The organism is Candidimonas sp. SYP-B2681 (assembly GCF_003971065.1).
Lineage (GTDB): Bacteria > Pseudomonadota > Gammaproteobacteria > Burkholderiales > Burkholderiaceae_B > Pollutimonas.
In genome coordinates this window covers 45,157-64,434 of the sequence record NZ_RYDV01000007.1, presented here as the reverse complement: position 1 = coordinate 64,434, position 19,278 = coordinate 45,157, and the positions used below count along the sequence as shown (strand labels likewise).

The following is a 19,278-nucleotide window of genomic DNA, read 5'->3' as shown; positions in this document are numbered from 1 at the left end:
TTTTTGGTCAATTACGGGGGGTGTACTCATGCAAGGTTCGACGCTATATCAAACACTAAAAATCGTCAGCAATGCAGTGCTTTTGCTTGGGGCCGCGGCTATTTTTTATGCTGCCTATATTTCAGTCAAATATTGGTCTGGTATAGGCGTATAGGCGGAGGCTCCCATGAATAAAAAGCAAACACGCTTATTCGCCGTGGCATCAACCGGTATTGCTGTCGTGGTTTTTCTGGGCCTTACCATCGATACACACCGTCAATTTCCCAAGCTGACAAACTCCCATAACATTACGGACAGCGTAATACGCGGCCAGAACGTCTGGCATAAGAATAACTGTATTAATTGTCACACCATGCTCGGAGAAGGCGCCTACTATGCACCCGACCTGACAAAAATTACCCAGCTGCGCGGCACTCCCTACTTAACCGCGTTTATGAAAGATCCTTCCCAGTTTTACGACGAAACCAGGCATCGCCGCCTGATGCCCAAACAAAACATCAACGATCAAGACATCACCGACCTCATCGCCTTCATGGATTGGGTCAGCAAGGTAGATAACCAAGGCTGGCCGCCTCGCCCGATCTTGGTTTCCGGGGGCTCGATCCCAGGTACTGATCTTTCAGTGGCTCAGCAATCTGACCGCTCGAAGCCATCGCCAGCAGGCGATACCCCACCGGGCGCCGCGCCAGTCGCCAGCACCAACGACCCCATCGCACTAGGCGAGGCATTATTCCGCTCGGTTACTCCGGCCTGTACGGCGTGTCACTCCACTGCGCCTGGCGTAAACCTTGCAGGACCTACCCTGGCAGGTATAGCCACCCGCGCCCAGCAAACAATGGCCGCACCCAACTACAAAGGCAAGGCCAAAACAGTGGAAGAGTTCATCCACGAGTCCATCGTGGAACCCAGCGCGTATCTGCACCCCGGAGCAATGTATTCAGCCAACGGCACTTCGTTCATGCCCACGACTTATACAAAAGACCTCCAGCCAGAACAGATCGATCAATTGGTCGCCTATCTGGCAAGTTTTAAATAACGGGCCAAAACTAGACTCGACATATAAATGGGGAGTTGCCATGCGTTATAAATCTCAATCAGTCGCTTACTGGTATTTTGCACTGGCTTTAATACTGTTTGGATTGCAAATCGTTTTCGGCTTGCTATCGGCAACCAAGTATCTGGGGCCCGATCCTTTCCTGAACATTATGCCCTTCGATGTCACCAAAACAGTCCATACCAATCTGCTAATCGTATGGCTACTGACAGGTTTCATGGGCGCGACATACTGGATGGTGGTCGACGAATCGCGGACTGAGCTTTATAGCGTGAAGTTGGCGTATATCCAGCTGGGCTTATGGGCAATTATGGGCGTCACCGCCATTATTGGCTATTTTTTCCGCTATGGAACGGGCAATAAATTCCTTGAGCAGCCTCTCCCGCACAAGCTGGTCATCGTTATCGTAATGCTTATGTTCCTGTACAACGTTGGCATGACCATCAAGCGCTCGGGGCGGTTCACCACCACCGAAGGCGTGCTTCTCTTGGGCCTAGGCAGTTCCGCAGTCCTGTACATACCTGCCCTTTTCCATTACGAGAACTACATCGTTTCGATTTATTATCGCTGGTGGACCATCCATTTGTGGGTGGAGGGTGTTTGGGAAATGATCCAGGCGTCCTTCCTGGCGTATCTGTTAATTCGCCTTTCCGGCGCCGACCGCGAGGTCATGGAAAAGTGGCTTTATGTCATCGTCGGGCTGGTGTTCATAGCAGGAATTCTTGGAACGGCACATCACTATTACTGGATAGGCGTACCCGGCTATTGGCTGCCGATAGGCGGCTTCTTCAGCGCGCTGGAACCGCTCGCCCTGATGGGGATGGCGATGTATGCCTACTCGGCCATGCGCCGTTCAGGACTCAACCATCCCAATACCCTGGCCTTGCATTGGACTCTCGGAAGCGCGGTTTTTGGCCTTTTCGGGGCCGGATTGCTGGGACTCGCCCACACCTTCCCCGATATCAATAAATGGACACACGGAACCCTTATTACGGCCATGCACGGCCATGCGGCGTTTTTTGGCGCCTATGCCATGATCGTCATGGCCATGATCTCGTACGCCATGCCCTCTATGACTCGCGACAGTCCGGAAAAGGGCAGCACGGTCGGCTACTGGGCATTCTGGCTTCAAATCAGCGGTATGTTCGGCATGACGCTGTCTTTCGCCACGGCAGGAATTGGCCAGGTTTATCTGGAACGCGTAATGGGCATAGGCTACCTCGACGTACAACTGAAAATCCAGGTGCATTTCCTTATGTTGATTGCGTGTGCGTCCTTATTTTCCATAGGGGTCGGATTGTTTATTTATGACTTCTTCCGGCATGCGCCCCGGGTGGGCATTGTCGCCAACGATACTGGATCGCGTGCCCTGGGTGCCACTGCAGTAAGCAGCGGTCGTGCAAGCTGAGCAGACAATGGCGAACGGCAAGAGCAATATTGCAGAACTTGGCATCGCTTCGCCGCCGGGCGACTCCGAGCCCTACTACGTTCCATTCAGCGATGAAGTGACCCTCTTCGAACAATGTCACAGACATCAATTAGCGGTCATGCTCAAAGGGCCCACCGGTTGCGGCAAGACGCGATTTGTTGAACACATGGCATGGCGACTAGGTCGACCCCTAATCACCGTGTCATGCCACGACGACCTTACTGCCAGCGATCTGGTGGGAAGATTCCTTATCCATCATAACGATACCGTATGGAAAGATGGTCCCCTGGCAAACGCTGCACGACACGGAGCCATTTGCTATTTGGATGAAGTGGTCGAAGCGCGGCAGGACACTATCGTGGTTCTGCACTCGCTTACTGATTACCGGCGAACCTTGTCGCTAGATAAGACGGGGGAGCTTATTACAGCTTCTCCCGAATTTCAGCTGGTAGTGTCATACAACCCTGGATATCAGCGCATGCTGAAGGACATGAAACCCAGCACGCGCCAGCGGTTTGTTGCGCTGGAATTCGACTTCCCGCCGGCCGAGCGCGAGTCAACCATACTGATGCATGAGGCTTGTGTCGATGACGGTACCGCTCGCTCGCTCGTTACTCTGGCACATAAATTACGCAACCTGCACGATCGAGGGCTGGCCGAAGTACCGAGCACAAGACTCTTGGTGGCAACCGCAAAGCTTATCGCCAGCGGCATACCGCTACGGCGCGCCTGTTATGCGGGCCTGGTCGCCCCCTTATCGGATGATGCCGCATTAATAGGCGCCATGCGGGATCTTGTCGACCTCAGTTTCCCCTGAAGCGATTCCCTATTTATGGCCGAAGCAGAAGATGTCATTACCGATGCGGCACGCCACGCAACGATTTTTGCACGGGCCCTCTGGCAGCGTCACAGGCAAAACCCGAACGCACCCAAAATCATCCAACTTAGCGACGTTGCGGACCGGCTCGATTTGTTGATAGGCGCCGTTTTCGCTACGCACTACCCCTTGCGGATTGCACAGCGTCCTGCACCGCGAACATTACTTGCCACCCTATTCCGGCGAAGCGATTTGCCCATGCCGCCTACGGCGGTCCCAGCGACTGATGGACGCTCGCTATGGCTTCCGAGCGATTTCCAAAGCCCGGACGTTGATCGTTCGCTAGAACAGTTTCGTACGATGGCGTTGCAACAGGCAATGCGCGCATACCGAGGCAGCGCTCAGCGGGTCGATTCCTTGCTCACAACCATAGAGCGAGATACCTATTTGGTGGTAGAGGCGTGTGCTTGTGACGAGGCGCTATCGCAGCTACTTCCCGGCATGGCTGAGCCGATTCATTCAGCGCGCCGCAATGCCTTGAATGCACGACCAAGGCTGGACGCCATCTCGCCATGGTACCGACCGCTCGAAAATTTGCTGCGTGCGATATTGCAGAGTCGCTGTGGCGCGGCGCCTGCCAATGTAGGTGAATGCACGACCCCTTACCACTCGATGGCTTTAGCAAAGGAGCTGGCATCGAAGCTAGCTCTGATCGATCCGGCTTCGCCCAAGTGGGGACCTAACGCCGTATGCAAGGACTATTGGACCGGCGACTTGTTATTACCCGCCGTGACAGCATCGGACTTTCACACCGCAGACGGTATCAGTAGCGCCGACAAAAATATGCCGCTCCGTAGTGCCAGACTGACGCGCCGCCCCAAGACAAGAGAAGTTGCTAAAGACGAAGATGACGAACAGCAAGGGCTCTGGATGATCCAGCCGTCCGCACCCATAGAACATGCGGAAGACCCGATGGGCATGCAGCGCCCCACCGACCGGGATGACCAGACACCGGCTGAAGAATTTGCTGACTCGCTATCGGAACTCGCCGAAGCCAGGCTGGTATCCACGCCCGACAGACCGAAAGACGTGCTACTGTCGGACGATCCGCCTGAGGGTCATGCCACGACCCGACCTGAACCAACCCAGCCAACGGCAGACAGCGTGCACTACCCGGAATGGGACTACAGAATGGGTGCATACCGGAATCCCGGGACAACCGTGCACCTGCTGGCCCCCGCTGCAGGACCTAAAGAATGGGTAGAAGAAACGCTCGAAAAGCACCGCAGCATGCTGAACATGATTCGCCGCCGTTTCGAGATGCTGCGCCCCGAGCGCAGCAGAATACGCAAGCAGCTCGAAGGGGATAGCATTGACTTGGCCGCTTATATCGACGCCCTGTCAGATACAAAAGCGGGCCATTCGATGTCGCAGGCGCTTTACGAAAACCAGCGTCCCGGAAAACGAGATATGTCGATCCTGTTGCTGATCGACATAAGTAGCTCGACCGATTCCTGGCTATCCGCGAATCAGCGTGTTATCGACATTGAACGAGAGGCGTTACTGTTGGTATGCAGCGCTCTGGAAGGGCTGGGCGAGCCGTATTCCGTCCAGGCATTCTCTGGTGAAGGCCCACACGGTGTCACCATAAGTGCAGTCAAACAGTTCGCTGAACCTTATGACACGACAATTGCTCAGCGCATTGCTGCTTTAGAGCCAGAACATTACACGCGTACAGGAGCTGCCATACGCCATGCCAGCATGCTGCTGATGAAACAATCGTCGCAACATCGCCTGCTGTTACTGTTGTCGGATGGCAAGCCTAACGATGCGGACGATTACGAGGGACGTTATGGCGTTGAAGATATGCGACAAGCGGTCAGCGAAGCGAAACTTCAGGGCATCTTTCCCTTTTGTCTGACCATAGACCGGCAGGCTGCGAACTACCTGCCAGCTGTGTTTGGTCCGCGCCAGTATGCCTTGCTACCCAAACCCGAATTGCTTCCCACCGTGCTGCTGGACTGGATGCGGCGTCTGCTGTCCCGTTAAGGCACGGCTGGTGCTATTCGGTCGCCCAGAAAATCCAGAAACGATCTTACTGCTGGCACCAATCCGCGGCGCGATGCAAACAGCGCGTGAACAATTCCAGGCTGTGGAGCCCACATGGGCAACACCTGTACAAGCCGTCCGTCAGCGATTTCGTCCCTGCACATATAATCGGGCAAAACCCCCACCCCTATACCGCGAAGTATGGCGAACTTCAAGGTAAGAAGGTCATCTGCAACGAATCCCGGCCTATGCGTAACGGTGTACTGCGAGCCGTGGGGACCGAATAAGTGCCAGAGGGCGCGCCCGTCGTTGACTGACATTGCCACCGAATCAAGCAAGGTTAAATCGCTGGGATCAGTTGGCCTACCCTGTCGTTCAATCTGCTGCGGATTCGCCACGAGGAAACCATATGTCAGGCCCAGGTGTTTGACCACTGCACTACCGCTATCCGCGACAGACGAACGAACCCGCAACGCGACATCGACTCCTTCCTCGATGAGATCTACCACGCGATTACTTACCTGCATGTGAACCTGGACTAAAGGGTATTGCGCCAGATAGTCCGTCAGGATAGGCCCGAGCACATTTTGAGCGAGGGTCACCGGACAAACCACCCGCACGATGCCGCGTGGTTCAGCTTGCACTTGCGCGACCGCAGCAGCCGCCGCTTCAGCCTCATCGCACATCGCGGCACAGTGACGGTAGTAAAGCTCGCCTGCTGTCGTAAGAGAAAGTTTGCGAGTTGTGCGCTGCAGGAGCCGCACACCGAGTTCTGCTTCGAGTTTCGCGACTCGGCGGGACAATCGGGACTTTGGTATGCCTAATGCCCGCCCCGCAGCCGCAAAGCCACCCTCGTTGACCACCTCTGCAAAATACAACATGTCGTTCAGGTCTTGCATTGACTTTCCATTCGCATCAAATACAGGACAATCTATCGCATTGGCGCCCACTTATCAATCGATACACCACAATCGATAATGCTCATGTACCAATTATTGTTAAGCAACTGGAGAACACATGAAACTTCTACACATCGACTCAAGTATCAACGGCGCTAATTCCGTATCGCGCAAGCTCACCAAAGATATCGTGTCCCAATGGATGGCCGATCACCCCGGCACCGACATTCAGTATCTGGACCTTGCCGCCGACACGCCCAGCCACTTCTCACGCGACGCCATGGGATTCAGACTGCCTCCTTCGAGCGAAGCCTTGACCGAGGCGCAACGCAACGAGAATGCATTATCCGAAGCGTTGGTCACGCAATTTCTGGCTGCCGACGTCGTTGTATTGGGCGCTCCCCTGTACAACTTTTCGATTCCGTCGCAATTGAAGGCCTGGATCGACCGCCTCGCTCAGGCTGGCCGCACATTCACCTACACAGAAAACGGCCCGGTTGGATTGGCAAAAGGAAAGATAGTCATCGCAGCATTAAGTCGCGGCGGTATCTATTCGACCAGCGAAGCCGGTCGCGCCATGGAACATCAGGAAACGTATCTTAAAACCGTCTTCGGATTCTTTGGCATCACCGATGTTCGCGTCGTGCGCGCCGAAGGTACCGATATGGGTGCAGAAAGCCGTGCTCAAGCCTTGCAAACCGCTGATCAATGCATCAAGGTCGTAGCCACCAAATCGTTCGTTGCTGAAGAAGCGCCAGCCGCTGCCTGATCGTTTTTCGAACTGACGTCCAAGGCCATCTTGGCAAGGGCGGCCGGCAGATCCATTCGCAAGCTACAATTGAGCTTGACATCTCGACCCAGAACCAATCCTGGTTCCGGGCCAGACGAACCGTTCTGCCGGCCTATCGTGACGACTCTACCTTTTTCTTCTCTGCCGTTCTCGCGCGCAATCCTCGATAATCTTGACAATCTCGGTTACCAGACCATGACGCCCATACAGGCGCAAGGTTTGCCACTAATCGTAGAGGGCCGCGATCTTATCGCACAAGCCAAAACCGGCAGCGGTAAAACCGCCGCCTTCGGCCTGGGTATCGTGCATTCCTTGAATGTAGCCCTGTCTGCGACGCAGTCGCTGGTGCTGTGTCCCACACGCGAACTCGCGGAACAAGTGGCGAACGAACTGCGGCGTTTGGCACGCGCGCTGGGCAATACAAAAATCATCACGCTGTGCGGCGGCACGCCCATTCGCCCTCAAGTCGAATCGCTCAAATTCGGCGCACACGTCATCGTGGCGACGCCGGGCCGGCTCATGGACCACATCGACCGAGGGACCGTAGACCTGTCTGGAATCCGCACCTTGGTGCTTGACGAAGCTGACCGCATGCTCGATATGGGATTCTACGACGATGTCACCCACATAGTCAGCGTTTGCCCGGACAAACGACAAACCTTGCTGTTTTCCGCCACCTATGCAGACGACATCCGCAAGGCCAGCGCCCGTTTTATGAAGAAGCCGGCCGAAGTCAAGGTCGAGTCCGTCCATAACGCCAGCCAAATCGAGCAGCTGTTCTACGAAATCGAACCCGATCGCCGTCTTGCCACGGTCGCTCTATTGCTCGAACACTTCAGACCGGTGTCCACATTGGCATTTTGCAATACCAAGGCGCAATGTCGCGAGCTGTCCGAAGTTCTGGAATCGCGCGGCTTCAGTGCTCTTGCCTTGCATGGCGACCTTGATCAACGTGAACGTGAAGATGTACTGATACAGTTTGCAAATCAAAGCTGCTCCGTGCTGGTCGCAACCGATGTAGCCGCACGCGGACTTGATATCCAGACATTAGACGCCGTCATCAACGTTGACGTAACGCCCGACCCTGAAGTGCACATTCACCGAATCGGCCGCACCGGTCGCAGCGAGGCAAAAGGTTTGGCCTTAAGCCTGTGCACGCCTGATGAAATGCGCTGGGCTAACCAGATCGAGAAATATCAAGGCCAGCCCCTGATCTGGGCGAATCCAAAAAACTTAAAATCCGCGGCAGGTGGATCATTGAATCCGCCCATGATCACGCTTTGCGTTCAGGGCGGTAAAAAAGACAAGTTGCGGCCGGGCGATTTGCTGGGCGCCTTGACCAAGGATGCCGGTTTTTCCGCCGATCAGATTGGCAAGATCAATATTCTGGAATTCGTAAGCTTCGTTGCCCTGAACCGCCAAATTGCTAAAGAAGCCTTCGCCAAACTAAGTAATGGAAACATCAAGGGCAAACGGTTCCGGATGCGGTTCATGTCTGACATCTAAACTGAAACACAGCCGCTATAGCTTTTCTTTCAACCAGTGTCCGAGCTTCGCGGCTTTTGTGCTTAAGTAGTTTTCATTGAACGGATTGCGATTTACCTGGATGGGTATGCGCTCGACGATGGGAACTCCAAGGCTCTCTAGGGTGTTGACCTTGCGCGGATTGTTCGTCATGAGCCGCAATGAAACGATTCCGAAATAATCGAGCATGGGCTTGCACAAGTCGTATCGGCGCATATCGGCTGGGAAGCCCAAGCGCTCATTCGCTTGAACGGTGTCTGCGCCTTGGTCTTGCAACTGATACGCACGGATTTTGTTCACCAAGCCAATTCCCCGCCCTTCTTGGCGCATATACAACAGTGCGCCCCGCCCTTGCGCGGCAATGGTTTTGAGCGCCGTCTCAAGTTGGGCACCACAATCGCAGCGTTGACTGAACAAGGCATCGCCAGTAAGACATTCGGAATGAACTCGAGCAAGGACCGGTCGGCCGTCGCCGACGTCACCCAGAGTAAGCATCAGGTGCTCTTTCCCGGTTGCTGCCTCGATAAACACATGAATACCGAAGGTCGCCCAAGGGGTAGGAAGCTTGCTCGATGCGACAAATTCCAGTTCGTGATCTGACGGAACACCAGCAGCAACTTTTTTATTGTTCTGGACTACGACAGCTTCATCGCCATGCGGGGGCAGCATAAATTACCTCAAAACTTAAAGAGACGAGAGGTTAACATTCTTCAATGATGGTATAGCGCCAGCGACAAGACTGTCGCGCGCTGCACTGACCTCTTTTTGCGGCAACCAAATGAAAAGGTGTGCCGGCTGCTTCTATAGTACTTCTGTAACACCATTGCCAGTAGTAGGCGCGAATAGTTTTCACCGTTCCACCAACGGGACAACAGAACCGTCTGTTATGGGCACCACCGTGGTACAGCCCACATCCGGACGATTCCACAATGCCAACGCGTTGTTCAAATCCCGGATAAAATAAATCCATGCCTGCGATGGCCCAACCAGCGAGCGACATATCGCGGCTTAACTTGAAAGATACACGATTTGAATACGACACAAAATGAATCCTGGGGATTCCTGCATCCCGATTGTCACGGCCAAAAAGCGCTAATGTTTTTTAGCTGGGATTTGGCAAAAACCATAGAGCAACAGTTCACCTTGCATGCCCAGTCGTCCTTGTCCATACAACTGTACGAAGCACAAAAAGCAGTGGACCGACTTTTGAAGCAATATGTGCAAATCCAGGCCAACCCGGATGCCTTCGATGGCCAAACGATCCAGCTACATCTGGAAAGCGATGATGCCGAGCCGGACGCGCCGCCAGTTGTGGCTCTGCGGACCTCACCCCATCTTGAAAAGCTGATTATTGAAATCCAAGCGCAACAGCAAGCGTCACGCAGCATCAACTGATCCGCACGGGCTATCATTCTGTACATTATTGTCACCACGGAGTCCATATGACCATAAAGCAATGGGGCTATGAACGCGCCGACTGTCGAGGAAGCTTCGCACTAAGCCTCTTCCTTGACGATATGGACCGACTGATCGACCACTACACCGCCCAGGCCGTAGAAGAGCCCGAAGCCGTTTTATTCCGGGCTCAGGCTGCCGCTAATAAGCTACTGCAAGCCTACGACAAGAATGCGCGAAACACGGTGGCGTTCAGCAATCAATTTATTGAAGTCAAATCGGTTATCGACGCTGCTGGAACTTTGGTGCTTGTGCCTATATTCTCTTCTGGGCTGAAGCAAAAGCTTATCGAACTATTAAAGCGCAGCAACGACACCAGCCTGCACTAACCCGAGGTTGCGTTAAAGCTAGCCCTATCACGATTAGAAGCTACGGAGCACGATGTCTCAACCTATCGCCCGGATTCGGGTCTGGGATCTTCCCATTCGATTATTTCATTGGATGCTGGCTCTATGCGTGATCGCGTCGTTCCTTACCGTCAAGCTGGGAGGCTTATGGATGGATTGGCACGCCCGGTTTGGGCTGATCACATTTGGGCTAATTGTATTCCGGCTTGTATGGGGGCTAGCAGGCTCGCATTACGCCCGCTTCGCGCAATTTATCCACGGTCCTGCGGCGATAATGCAATACTTGCGCGATCGTTCCAGCCATATCGCCGGACACAATCCCTTGGGCGCATGGTCGGTTGTGGCGCTTTTACTGCTCTTGGCATTCCAGGTTTTCAGCGGCCTATTCGCCAACGACGATGTTCTGACCTCTGGCCCGCTCGCCTTTTTGAACGAAGACTGGTCAAACACGTTTACCAGCCTGCACAAGCTGAATGAATGGCCGATTATTGCCATGGTGGTTCTTCACATCGCCGCCATCGTTTGGTATCGGCTCAAGTATCAAGAAGACTTACTCAGCCCCATGATCAGTGGCGATGCCAATTTATCGACAGCGCCCACCAGTTTGCCCGCCCAAGCGAAAGACACATGGGCGACGCGGTTGGGTGCTTTAGCGCTTGCCACCATTATTGCCGCCGCCGTGTGGGGGCTTACGACACTGACGCCATCAGTGGACGCATTCTACTGATAAATTGGCAAATTGCTCTGCGCTATCCCCGATCAAGAGCCCTGCAGCAGTGGGCAGGCTAAAATGCAACGATGAAAATCGGAATTATTTTCCTCAGCATTTTGGCGGCCGCAGGCACATGGTGGTGGAGCACCCAGTTTCGCCGCCCTGACCGCCGTCCGCCCTTTACTACAAAAATCAAACATCTGTTCAAAAGCCTCGTGGCTGGTGCGGCGGTCTACTTCGTGCTGATGTCCCTCGTCTTGATCTATCTAACCGTTAGTACCGGTTGACCAAGACGCCAATACTATTCGTCCACCGGCTGCAATCACTTGCCAGCATGCAAAAAATGAATTGTAATACCGCTTACAAAGCGTGGTATTACCGCGTAATATTGTAACGTTATCGCGACGTTGACTACGAGCATAACAGTGCAGCCAACACGGTCGCCCAACACCTCGATGGTGTTATCCCTACTATGAGTTCCACCATGTTCGCCTTTGCTCCACGACTACTTGCCCCCGCGTTATTAATGCTGGTGAGTCCGGCCTTTGGAAGCGCCCAACCCAGCTGGCCAATCAGTCCATCTCGATTGCAGCTCAGCACGCCCTACGGCGACCTACAGGTTAAAAGCAGCGAGTATATTTACGAAGCGCGTCTTCAAATCGATAATACTGACGTTGATCCGGAAATCCACGGCATCCTTAACATTACGTATGCGTTCAATATGCCTACGTCCCAGGCAGCTTTGGTATCAATCAACAGCGGCAACAACGGCTGTCCCATCACTTACCGGTGGGTCGTATTGAAAAAAACTGGCTACGACATTTCGCCTGAGTTCGGTTCATGCAACGAGCAAATCAAGGTCACCGCGAAAGGTCGGCACCTTACCCTGCAAACCCCCAGCACCCAGGCCGCCGATAAAATCGACGAGTATGTATACGATGGAAAAACCGTAAAGCACCGCTTACGCAACCTGAAAAAGGAGTTTAAATAGCCGATTACGGGGTCCAGCACCTACAATTATTTTGATCATCAGTGCATGGGCGTGAACACGTCATGCGGCGTTCTATACGTCGAGTATAGGAACGAAACCACCGAAGATCATGCGCTTGCCATCGAATGGCATTTGCTCGCCCATGGCCTTCATACGCGGGTCAGACATCATCTTTTCGTTAGCGGAATCGCGTACCTCTTTCGACGGATACTCGAGCCAGCTGAATACCACGACCTCCCCCTGTTCGGCCTTCACGGCTCGGCGAAAGTCGGTGACTTTGCCATCGGGTACGTCGTCTTCCCAGCATTCGACAAACCGCGTCGCGCCAAATTCCTTGAATAATGGCACGGCCTTTGCGGCGTGATCGCGGTACGCCTCTTTATTGGCCTTAGGCACCGCTACAACAAACCCTTCAACATACTTCATCGCAGTTCTCCTTTGCTAAAGTAAAAATGGGTTTATATCGCCCTATTCTACGAGCTAAGGGGTAGCGCATAAAGTGAAACCTTAAAAAAAAAGGTTGCCCGAGGACGTTTCTCACCGTCAACGGTACAACAACGCGCGCCGGCTAAGCCTTGCAGACAATTTGGCCGCACAACTAGAGAGAGCGCAACCAAGGGTGAGCCAAGTCCATCCACTGGTGTCACCGCCTGATTGAGACCCCTTCCGTCTGACAATCGAATCCGCCTCACAAGCATCGACAAAAAATAATCTATGACATCTTCTATTGAACCTTGATTATTCCTGTTTATTGAATAGTATATGTTTCTTCAGCGTATTTATTCATCTAGCCGAATCTATTAAAGTAACTACATCGAAACTCCGGTTACGCGCGAATAGGTCAGGCCGAACTGGCCGCGGCGATTCGCAGGGCGATGTCACCATCGGTGGAAGCGGCGCAAGGCTGAAGCGAGCATTTACCCAGGACTATCTCGCAAAAAAACCGTTCGCATGTAACCCGCGCCGAAGCGCTGGCTGAACTGGCAGAAGCCATTCGAGCGTAGCGAACTTAATGCAGGTCACCTTGGACATTGCCTTGGACGCCATTGTCGAGTAAACGGGCGAACGTAAGGAATTAACAAACAAAGGAATCACTATGGGACTTCTAGTCGATGGAAAATGGCATGATCAGTGGTATGACACGGCGAGCACGGGCGGGCGCTTCGTGCGCAGCGATGCGCAGTTTCGCAACTGGATCACTTCCGATGGCAGTGCCGGTGCAAGTGGAACTGGCGGATTCCGGGCCGAGCCTGGCCGCTATCATCCCTATGTGTCGCTGGCCTGCCCCTGGGCGCACCGCGTATTGATCCTACGGACATTAAAGGGCCTGGACCAGATGATCAGCGTGTCCGTTGTCAATCCCTATATGGGCGAAAATGGCTGGACCTTCGAGCCAGGCCCAGGCGTCGTGGCTGACCCGGTTGGCCAGGCCAAATACTTGTATGAAGTCTACTTGCGGGCACAGCCCGGCTACAGCGGCCGCGTAACGGTGCCTGTTCTATGGGACCTACAGCGCAACACGATCGTCAGCAATGAGTCGTCCGAGATCATCCGTATGCTCAACTCCGCGTTCGATGGAATCTGCGCCAGCGAAGGCGACTATGCGCCCGCCGAGCTACTGCCGCAAATCGATGCGATCAACGCTGAAATCTATGATGCCGTCAACAATGGCGTCTATAAAGTCGGTTTTGCGACCGCCCAGGACGTATACGAACACGAAGTCGGCACGCTGTTCCGTTTCCTTGATGAACTCGAAATCCGGCTTGGAACTCAGCGCTACCTGCTGGGCGACCGGGTCACCGAGGCTGACTGGCGGCTGTTCACCACGCTGATCCGCTTTGATGCGGTCTACCACGGCCACTTCAAGTGCAATCTGAAGCGCCTGGCTGACTACGAGAATCTGTGGCGCTACACGCGTGAGCTATACCAGTGGCCCGGGGTCGCGGCCACGGTCAACTTCGAGCATATCAAGCAGCACTATTACCGTAGCCATCACAGCATCAACCCTAACGGTATTGTTCCGGCCGGGCCCCTGCTGAATCTGGAGCCTGCTAGTCCTAAGGTGACTGCAACGCAGCCGATTGTTTAAAGGAGAAGTACCATGAGCGACACTGCAAACCATGTCGTTTCCACCAATACCGTTGAACCAACCAACCATTCGCGCCGCGACATGTTCCGGCTAGCCGGAGCAGGCTTTGCTACCGCCGCACTTTCCGCCTCCGGCCTGGCTCGCGCGCAGGTACAAGAAGAAGCGAGTACTGAGTCGATGATGATCGAGCGCAAAGGAATCAACAAAGACCTTCGCGTATTCAATATCGATCTTCTCGAAGAGGAGGCCAAGCAAAAATACGGACATGGCACGTATGTGTTCGTGTCGCATGGCTCGGGCGATCAGTGGACCTTGCGGGAGAACCGCCGCGCATTCGGCGACTATGTCTTTACACCCCATCGGATGCGGGGCATTGTTCGCGAAAAGATCGACACCTCCGTCACGCTGCTGGGCGAAAAGCTTCCCCATCCCGTGATCGTGACACCATTTGGCAGCCACGGCCTGCACCACCCGGCCGGAGAAGTCGCCACCGCTGAAGGCGCAGCGCGCTCGGGCGCCTTATTGACCGTGTCCAGTGCATCGACGCGCAGCATGGAAGACATTGCCAAGGCTTCTACCGGGCCGAAGTGGTTTCAGATGTATTTGACGGTCGATGCCGGCCAATCCAAAGAGGTGCTCCTGCGCGCACGCCATGCCGGCTTCAAGGCCATTGTCTTTACCGTCGATGCCATCGGCCAGGGCTCCTCCGATGAATACATGCGTCTAGGCAACCCCCGCCCATGGCTGCCCTATGGCAACTTTCCCACCGGCAATGCCAACGCCTTCAAAACGAACCTGACCTGGGACGACTTGGAATTCATCGGCGCGACCACCGGCCTGCCGGTCATCGTCAAGGGCGTGACCCGGCCCGAAGACGCCGTCGCCGCCGTCAAGGCAGGCGCCGCGGCAATCCAGGTCTCCAACCATGGTGGACGGGCGCTGGATGGCACGCCCGCGGCCATTACCGTACTGCCCCAAATCGCCCAGGCGTTACAGGGCGACGTACCCATCATCATGGACAGTGGCATTCGTCGCGGCACCGATATCGTCAAAGCACTGGCTTTGGGCGCGGACGCCGTTGCCATCGGCCGCCCCCTAATGTACGGCCTGACGGCGGGCGGTTCAGGCGGCGTCAATGCCGTCATGGAGTTCATGAACCGGGAACTGGTCAATACCGTGCTGCATAGCGGCGTGGATAGCATCAGCAAACTGAACGAAAGCCACGTGCGGCGCGCCTAGGTCCATCGCAGCCCGCCATGATGCAATCCATACTGCAACTGATCGAGGAACACGGCCTTGCCGTCGTGTTCCTTAACGTGCTTATCGAGCAGGCGGGTGCGCCCATACCGGCGTACCCCGTTCTAGTCATCAGTGGCGCGCTGCTCGATACCAGCGCTTATTCCGCGCTGGCCTTGTTGGGGGTCGCCGTCTTGGGCGCCCTACTTGCGGACTTCGGGTGGTATCTGGCCGGGCGGCGTTATGGCCGTAAAATGCTTTCGACGCTGTGCCGCATTTCCCTGTCACCTGACTCGTGCGTCAAGCAGACGGAATCCATTTACTTGAGCTGGGGGCCGCCGTCACTGATGGTGGCCAAGTTCATCCCCGGGTTTGCCTCCATCGCCAGCGTGCTGGCAGGCGCCGTCGGAACCAAAAAAAGAAGCTTTCTGCTGTTCGACGTCATAGGCGCCGCGCTCTGGGCCGGGTCCGCCATCTTCTTGGGTTCGCTGTTTAGCACAGCCGTTGACGAACTGCTGAGTGTACTGGTCAGCCTTGGCCTGCTGGGTGTGCTGTTGCTGGGCGCTGGGCTCTTGCTGTTCATCGCGAACAAGTGGTGGCAGCGCAAACGCTTCATCAAATCCCTGTGCATGGAGCGAGTCACCGTCGAAGAGCTCCACGATCTGCTGCAATCGGGCAGCCAACCCATCATCGTCGATGTGCGATCGGCGCTTGCACAAGCGCAAGGGCGAATTCCGGGCGCGATCTCGCTAACCGCCGGAAGTATTGCAATGAACGCAGAGCGAATAAGTGAAGTCATCGTTTACTGCGATTGTCCAAACGACGCCTCGGCCGCCGTCGTCTCCAAGCAGCTGATGCAAAAAGGCTATGGCAGGGTTCGGCCCCTTGCGGGCGGCATTGAAGCCGGGTTGGATGCGGGCTATTCGATTGAGGACGAAATTGACACCCTTCTCGCTCCTGAGGCATGAAGATGCCAGCATGCATCGTTAGCCCCGGCATGCTTCCCGACAACCCGATACCAGGCACCTCATCATAACTTCCGCCACTCCCCACCTCGTCACGCTCACCCGCCGTTACATGCCTATACGGAAAAAACCGTAGGCAAAGTGTATAGAAATTGTGTAACTTACCCGACCCTTAAACAATCATTGGTTACATAAGCTCATAGACTATTGTCAAGTTGTATGACACGCTTTCGCTTCATCAAACAGTCAAAGAAAAATTCATCGACCACTGTTAAAGGGAGCATGTATGAGGACACATCGTTTACACGCCTTGGCGTGGGCTATAAGCCTGGGGCTTACCGCCGCGTGCGCTGGCACCCTCCACGCACAAACGTCAGGCGGCAACGACGAAAGCTATACCACGGCGGGCATCGAAAAACCCGCAAAGGTATTGATCGATAAATGGGGCATTTCGCATATCTATGCCAATACGTTTTACGACGCTTTCTACGTGCAGGGCTTCATGGCGGCGCGCGATCGCCTGTGGCAGATCGATACCTGGCGCAAACGCGGGCTTGGCGAGATGGCCAAGGATTTTGGGCCCGCTTACGTTGAAGGCGACCGCATGGCGCGCGCTGTCCTGTTCCGTGGCGATATGTACAGGGAATGGCTGGCCTATGGCTCCGACGCCAAACGCGTAGCGGAAGTGTTCGTGGCAGGGGTCAACGCCTATATCGATCAGACAGAAAAAGATGCATCGCTGTTGCCCGAAGAGTTTCGCATGCTGGGCTACAAGCCGTCCAAATGGAAGGCTGAGGATATCGTCCGAATCCGTCACCATGGCCTCACCCTCAATGCAAAAAATGAAATCGACCGCGCAGAAGTGTTCTGCAAAATTAAAAAGGATCCGGTCCGCGTCGATTGGCTGCGCCGTGAAACCGTGCCTAATATCGACCCCACGATCGCCGAAGGCCTGGATCCGTGCGACGTACCCTTCGCTCAGTTGAAGAAAGCCTATGACTTGGCCACAGCGACGCCCAAATTTTCAAAAGAAGCCATTAAGGCCACCACCGAAAAAAGCACCAATATTGCTTCGCTTTATAACGTCATCGACTTCAACAGCGATACCGCCCGTGGCTTTGGATCGAACAATTGGGTTATCGCCGGCGAAAGGACGACAACGGGGCGGCCTATCCTGGCGAACGATCCCCACCGCTCCCATGGTGCGCCCAGCCTTCGTTATATCAGCCACCTAAACGCCCCCGGCCTGAGCGTCATTGGTGCCGGCGAACCGTTCTTGCCTGGCATATCCATTGGCCATAACGGCACCATAGGATTCGGGCTCACCCGCTTTTATATGGATCAGGAAGACGTTTATGGATATGAACTTAATCCCGACAATAAATCCGAATACAAATACAAAGGCCGTTGGGAGCCGTTCAAGGTAATCACCGAGGACATCGACGTCAAAGGCGAAAGTGCCCCGCGCAAGGAAAATATTGTCTTCACCCGGCATGGCCCGCTGCTATACAAAGACGACGCCAAGAACCAGGCGTGGGCCCTGCGCGCCGCCTGGCTAGACTTCGGCATGGCTCCGTATTTTGGATCGATGGACTATATGCGCGCCCAAAACTGGGACCAGTTTCGCGCGGCGATGAACCGCTGGGGCGCTCCTGGCGAAAACCAGGTGTTTGCCGACAAGAACGGCGATATTGCGTGGATGCCGGGCGGCCTGACCGTAAACCGACCAAATTGGGACGGCCTGACTCCCGTACCGGGCGATGGCCGCTACGAGTGGGCCGACTATCGCAGCATGGACGAATTACCCTCCGAGCATAATCCCGAAAAGGGCTATATCGTCACGGCAAACGAAAACAATATACCTCCGGACCATCCTGCCTATAAGAAAGCCATCGGCTATGAATGGAGCAACGATTCCCGTGCCAAGCGCCTGAAGGCATTGATCGCCAAGAACGATAAATCTTCGATAGAAGATTCCAAAGCCTGGCAGCTGGATACCACTTCATTGCCTGCAGTACGTCTGGTCGCCTTGCTGAAAAACGTTCCTGAACCTACCGACGACGACACCCGACAAGGCGTGAACCTGCTCAAGAACTGGGATGGAAACGAAACGGTTGAGAGCCCAGAAGCGGCATTGTTCGAGGTATGGTTAAGCAGGCATCTGAGGAAGGCCTTGGTCCAGCCGGCAGTAGATCCCGACGCGGCGAAGCTGGTGGGCCAGGGCGACGTAGAAAGAATCATACAAGTGCTGGAAAAACCAGAAGGCTGGCTATCCACAGAAGCGCGCGATACGGTATTGACCAGCTCGTTGAAACAGGCCGTTGCACAGACCAAAGAAAAGCTGGGCCAAGATCCCAAAGATTGGCAATGGGGCAATCTGCACCAGGCGGTATTTACCCATCCTTTGAACCCCATACTGGATAAGGCGGATAAAGAAAGATTCAATGTCGGAAAATGGCCGTTGGCCGGATCTGCATACACGCCGCTCGCGGCCAGCTACAACGAGAACTTCCAGTTGCAGTCGGGCGCTTCTTACCGAATGATCCTGGATGTTGGGAATTGGGATGCGTCGCAAGTCATAAACACCCCGGGGCAATCGGGGAACGTCAACAGCAAGCACTACCGCGACTTGGCGCCATTATGGGTCGGTGGGCAATATTTCCCCTTGGTGTATTCCATGGACGCAGTGCAAGCCAATACCGAGACCACGATCAACCTCTCCCCGGACGAACGCTGAAGGAATAAAGCGGCTCTAGGACAGGCTCATGGCTTTGCCAGAAGCCTGTCCGGTTCCCGCACATGGCGGCTGCGACCACCAATACAGAAAGCAATTTGGGGCATGTTCACCTTGCTAAAGAAATCCATTTCTTCGCGGTGATGAAACATGCCGCTATTACAACGCCACCAAGACATGAGCTGCT

The 19,278-nt window shown here is 54.7% G+C and carries 18 protein-coding genes; 15 read left to right on the top strand and 3 right to left on the bottom strand.

All coding sequences use genetic code 11. The annotated features are described in order from the left end of the window. Positions 1–166: 166 nt before the first annotated feature. Genes EKL30_RS14835 through EKL30_RS14820 form a run of 4 tightly spaced genes read left to right on the top strand, consistent with a single transcriptional unit; the run spans position 167 to position 5,349 of the window. Positions 167–1,036 carry a c-type cytochrome gene (locus tag EKL30_RS14835; protein WP_126708030.1) on the top strand — a complete coding sequence of 290 codons (870 nt, stop codon included), beginning with the start codon at positions 167–169 and terminating at the stop codon, positions 1,034–1,036. 40 nt (positions 1,037–1,076) lie between these two features. After that, the gene (locus EKL30_RS14830; RefSeq protein ID WP_126708029.1) at positions 1,077–2,462 is read left to right on the top strand and encodes a cbb3-type cytochrome c oxidase subunit I; all 1,386 of its coding nucleotides are present in this window, start codon (positions 1,077–1,079) and stop codon (positions 2,460–2,462) included. A gap of 7 nt (positions 2,463–2,469) precedes the next feature. Next, entirely contained in the window at positions 2,470–3,300 is an 831-nt protein-coding gene (locus EKL30_RS14825; RefSeq protein ID WP_126708028.1) for a CbbQ/NirQ/NorQ/GpvN family protein, read from the top strand. A 15-nt stretch (positions 3,301–3,315) separates the two neighbouring features. Next, a complete protein-coding gene (locus tag EKL30_RS14820) occupies positions 3,316–5,349 on the top strand; it encodes a nitric oxide reductase activation protein NorD (RefSeq protein ID WP_126708027.1) in 2,034 nt (677 codons plus the stop codon). On the opposite strand, the gene EKL30_RS14815 is transcribed toward EKL30_RS14820, so the two are convergent. Continuing rightward, positions 5,346–6,248 (bottom strand): LysR substrate-binding domain-containing protein, encoded by a 903-nt coding sequence (locus tag EKL30_RS14815; protein WP_126708026.1) that lies wholly within the window; start codon positions 6,246–6,248, stop codon positions 5,346–5,348. The genes EKL30_RS14820 and EKL30_RS14815 overlap by 4 nt on opposite strands. A gap of 118 nt (positions 6,249–6,366) precedes the next feature. On the opposite strand from EKL30_RS14815, the gene EKL30_RS14810 reads away from it, so the two are divergent. After that, a complete protein-coding gene (locus EKL30_RS14810; protein ID WP_126708025.1) occupies positions 6,367–7,017 on the top strand; it encodes an FMN-dependent NADH-azoreductase in 651 nt (216 codons plus the stop codon). A 138-nt stretch (positions 7,018–7,155) separates the two neighbouring features. Next, positions 7,156–8,544 carry an ATP-dependent RNA helicase DbpA gene (dbpA, locus tag EKL30_RS14805; protein ID WP_126708024.1) on the top strand — a complete coding sequence of 463 codons (1,389 nt, stop codon included), beginning with the start codon at positions 7,156–7,158 and terminating at the stop codon, positions 8,542–8,544. 15 nt (positions 8,545–8,559) lie between these two features. Here dbpA and ribA read toward each other — a convergent pair whose 3' ends face one another. Beyond that, a complete protein-coding gene (ribA, locus tag EKL30_RS14800; RefSeq protein ID WP_126708023.1) occupies positions 8,560–9,231 on the bottom strand; it encodes a GTP cyclohydrolase II in 672 nt (223 codons plus the stop codon). Between the two features lie 360 nt (positions 9,232–9,591). On the opposite strand from ribA, the gene EKL30_RS14795 reads away from it, so the two are divergent. The 5 genes from EKL30_RS14795 to EKL30_RS14775 all read left to right on the top strand — a co-directional run bounded on the left by EKL30_RS14795 (position 9,592) and on the right by EKL30_RS14775 (position 12,067). Further along, entirely contained in the window at positions 9,592–9,957 is a 366-nt protein-coding gene (locus EKL30_RS14795; RefSeq protein WP_126708022.1) for a hypothetical protein, read from the top strand. A 47-nt stretch (positions 9,958–10,004) separates the two neighbouring features. Next, positions 10,005–10,346: a hypothetical protein gene (locus tag EKL30_RS14790; RefSeq protein ID WP_126708021.1), complete on the top strand. Its 342-nt coding sequence runs from the start codon at positions 10,005–10,007 to the stop codon at positions 10,344–10,346. Positions 10,347–10,398: 52 nt separating this feature from the next. After that, entirely contained in the window at positions 10,399–11,091 is a 693-nt protein-coding gene (locus EKL30_RS14785) for a cytochrome b/b6 domain-containing protein (protein ID WP_126708020.1), read from the top strand. A gap of 71 nt (positions 11,092–11,162) precedes the next feature. Beyond that, a complete protein-coding gene (locus EKL30_RS14780) occupies positions 11,163–11,363 on the top strand; it encodes a hypothetical protein (protein WP_126708019.1) in 201 nt (66 codons plus the stop codon). Between the two features lie 197 nt (positions 11,364–11,560). Further along, positions 11,561–12,067: a hypothetical protein gene (locus EKL30_RS14775; RefSeq protein WP_126708018.1), complete on the top strand. Its 507-nt coding sequence runs from the start codon at positions 11,561–11,563 to the stop codon at positions 12,065–12,067. Between the two features lie 72 nt (positions 12,068–12,139). On the opposite strand, the gene EKL30_RS14770 is transcribed toward EKL30_RS14775, so the two are convergent. Next, a complete protein-coding gene (locus tag EKL30_RS14770; protein ID WP_126708017.1) occupies positions 12,140–12,493 on the bottom strand; it encodes a DUF1428 domain-containing protein in 354 nt (117 codons plus the stop codon). 670 nt (positions 12,494–13,163) lie between these two features. On the opposite strand from EKL30_RS14770, the gene EKL30_RS14765 reads away from it, so the two are divergent. From EKL30_RS14765 to EKL30_RS14750, 4 genes are all read left to right on the top strand, one after another. Further along, on the top strand, positions 13,164–14,156 hold the full coding sequence (locus EKL30_RS14765) for a glutathione S-transferase family protein (RefSeq protein WP_126708016.1): 993 nt from the start codon (positions 13,164–13,166) through the stop codon (positions 14,154–14,156). Positions 14,157–14,168: 12 nt separating this feature from the next. Then, a complete protein-coding gene (locus EKL30_RS14760; protein WP_126708015.1) occupies positions 14,169–15,395 on the top strand; it encodes an alpha-hydroxy-acid oxidizing protein in 1,227 nt (408 codons plus the stop codon). Between the two features lie 20 nt (positions 15,396–15,415). Then, the gene (locus EKL30_RS14755; protein WP_126708211.1) at positions 15,416–16,360 is read left to right on the top strand and encodes a VTT domain-containing protein; all 945 of its coding nucleotides are present in this window, start codon (positions 15,416–15,418) and stop codon (positions 16,358–16,360) included. Positions 16,361–16,643: 283 nt separating this feature from the next. Beyond that, the gene (locus EKL30_RS14750) at positions 16,644–19,094 is read left to right on the top strand and encodes a penicillin acylase family protein (RefSeq protein ID WP_126708014.1); all 2,451 of its coding nucleotides are present in this window, start codon (positions 16,644–16,646) and stop codon (positions 19,092–19,094) included. Positions 19,095–19,278 lie beyond the last annotated feature (184 nt).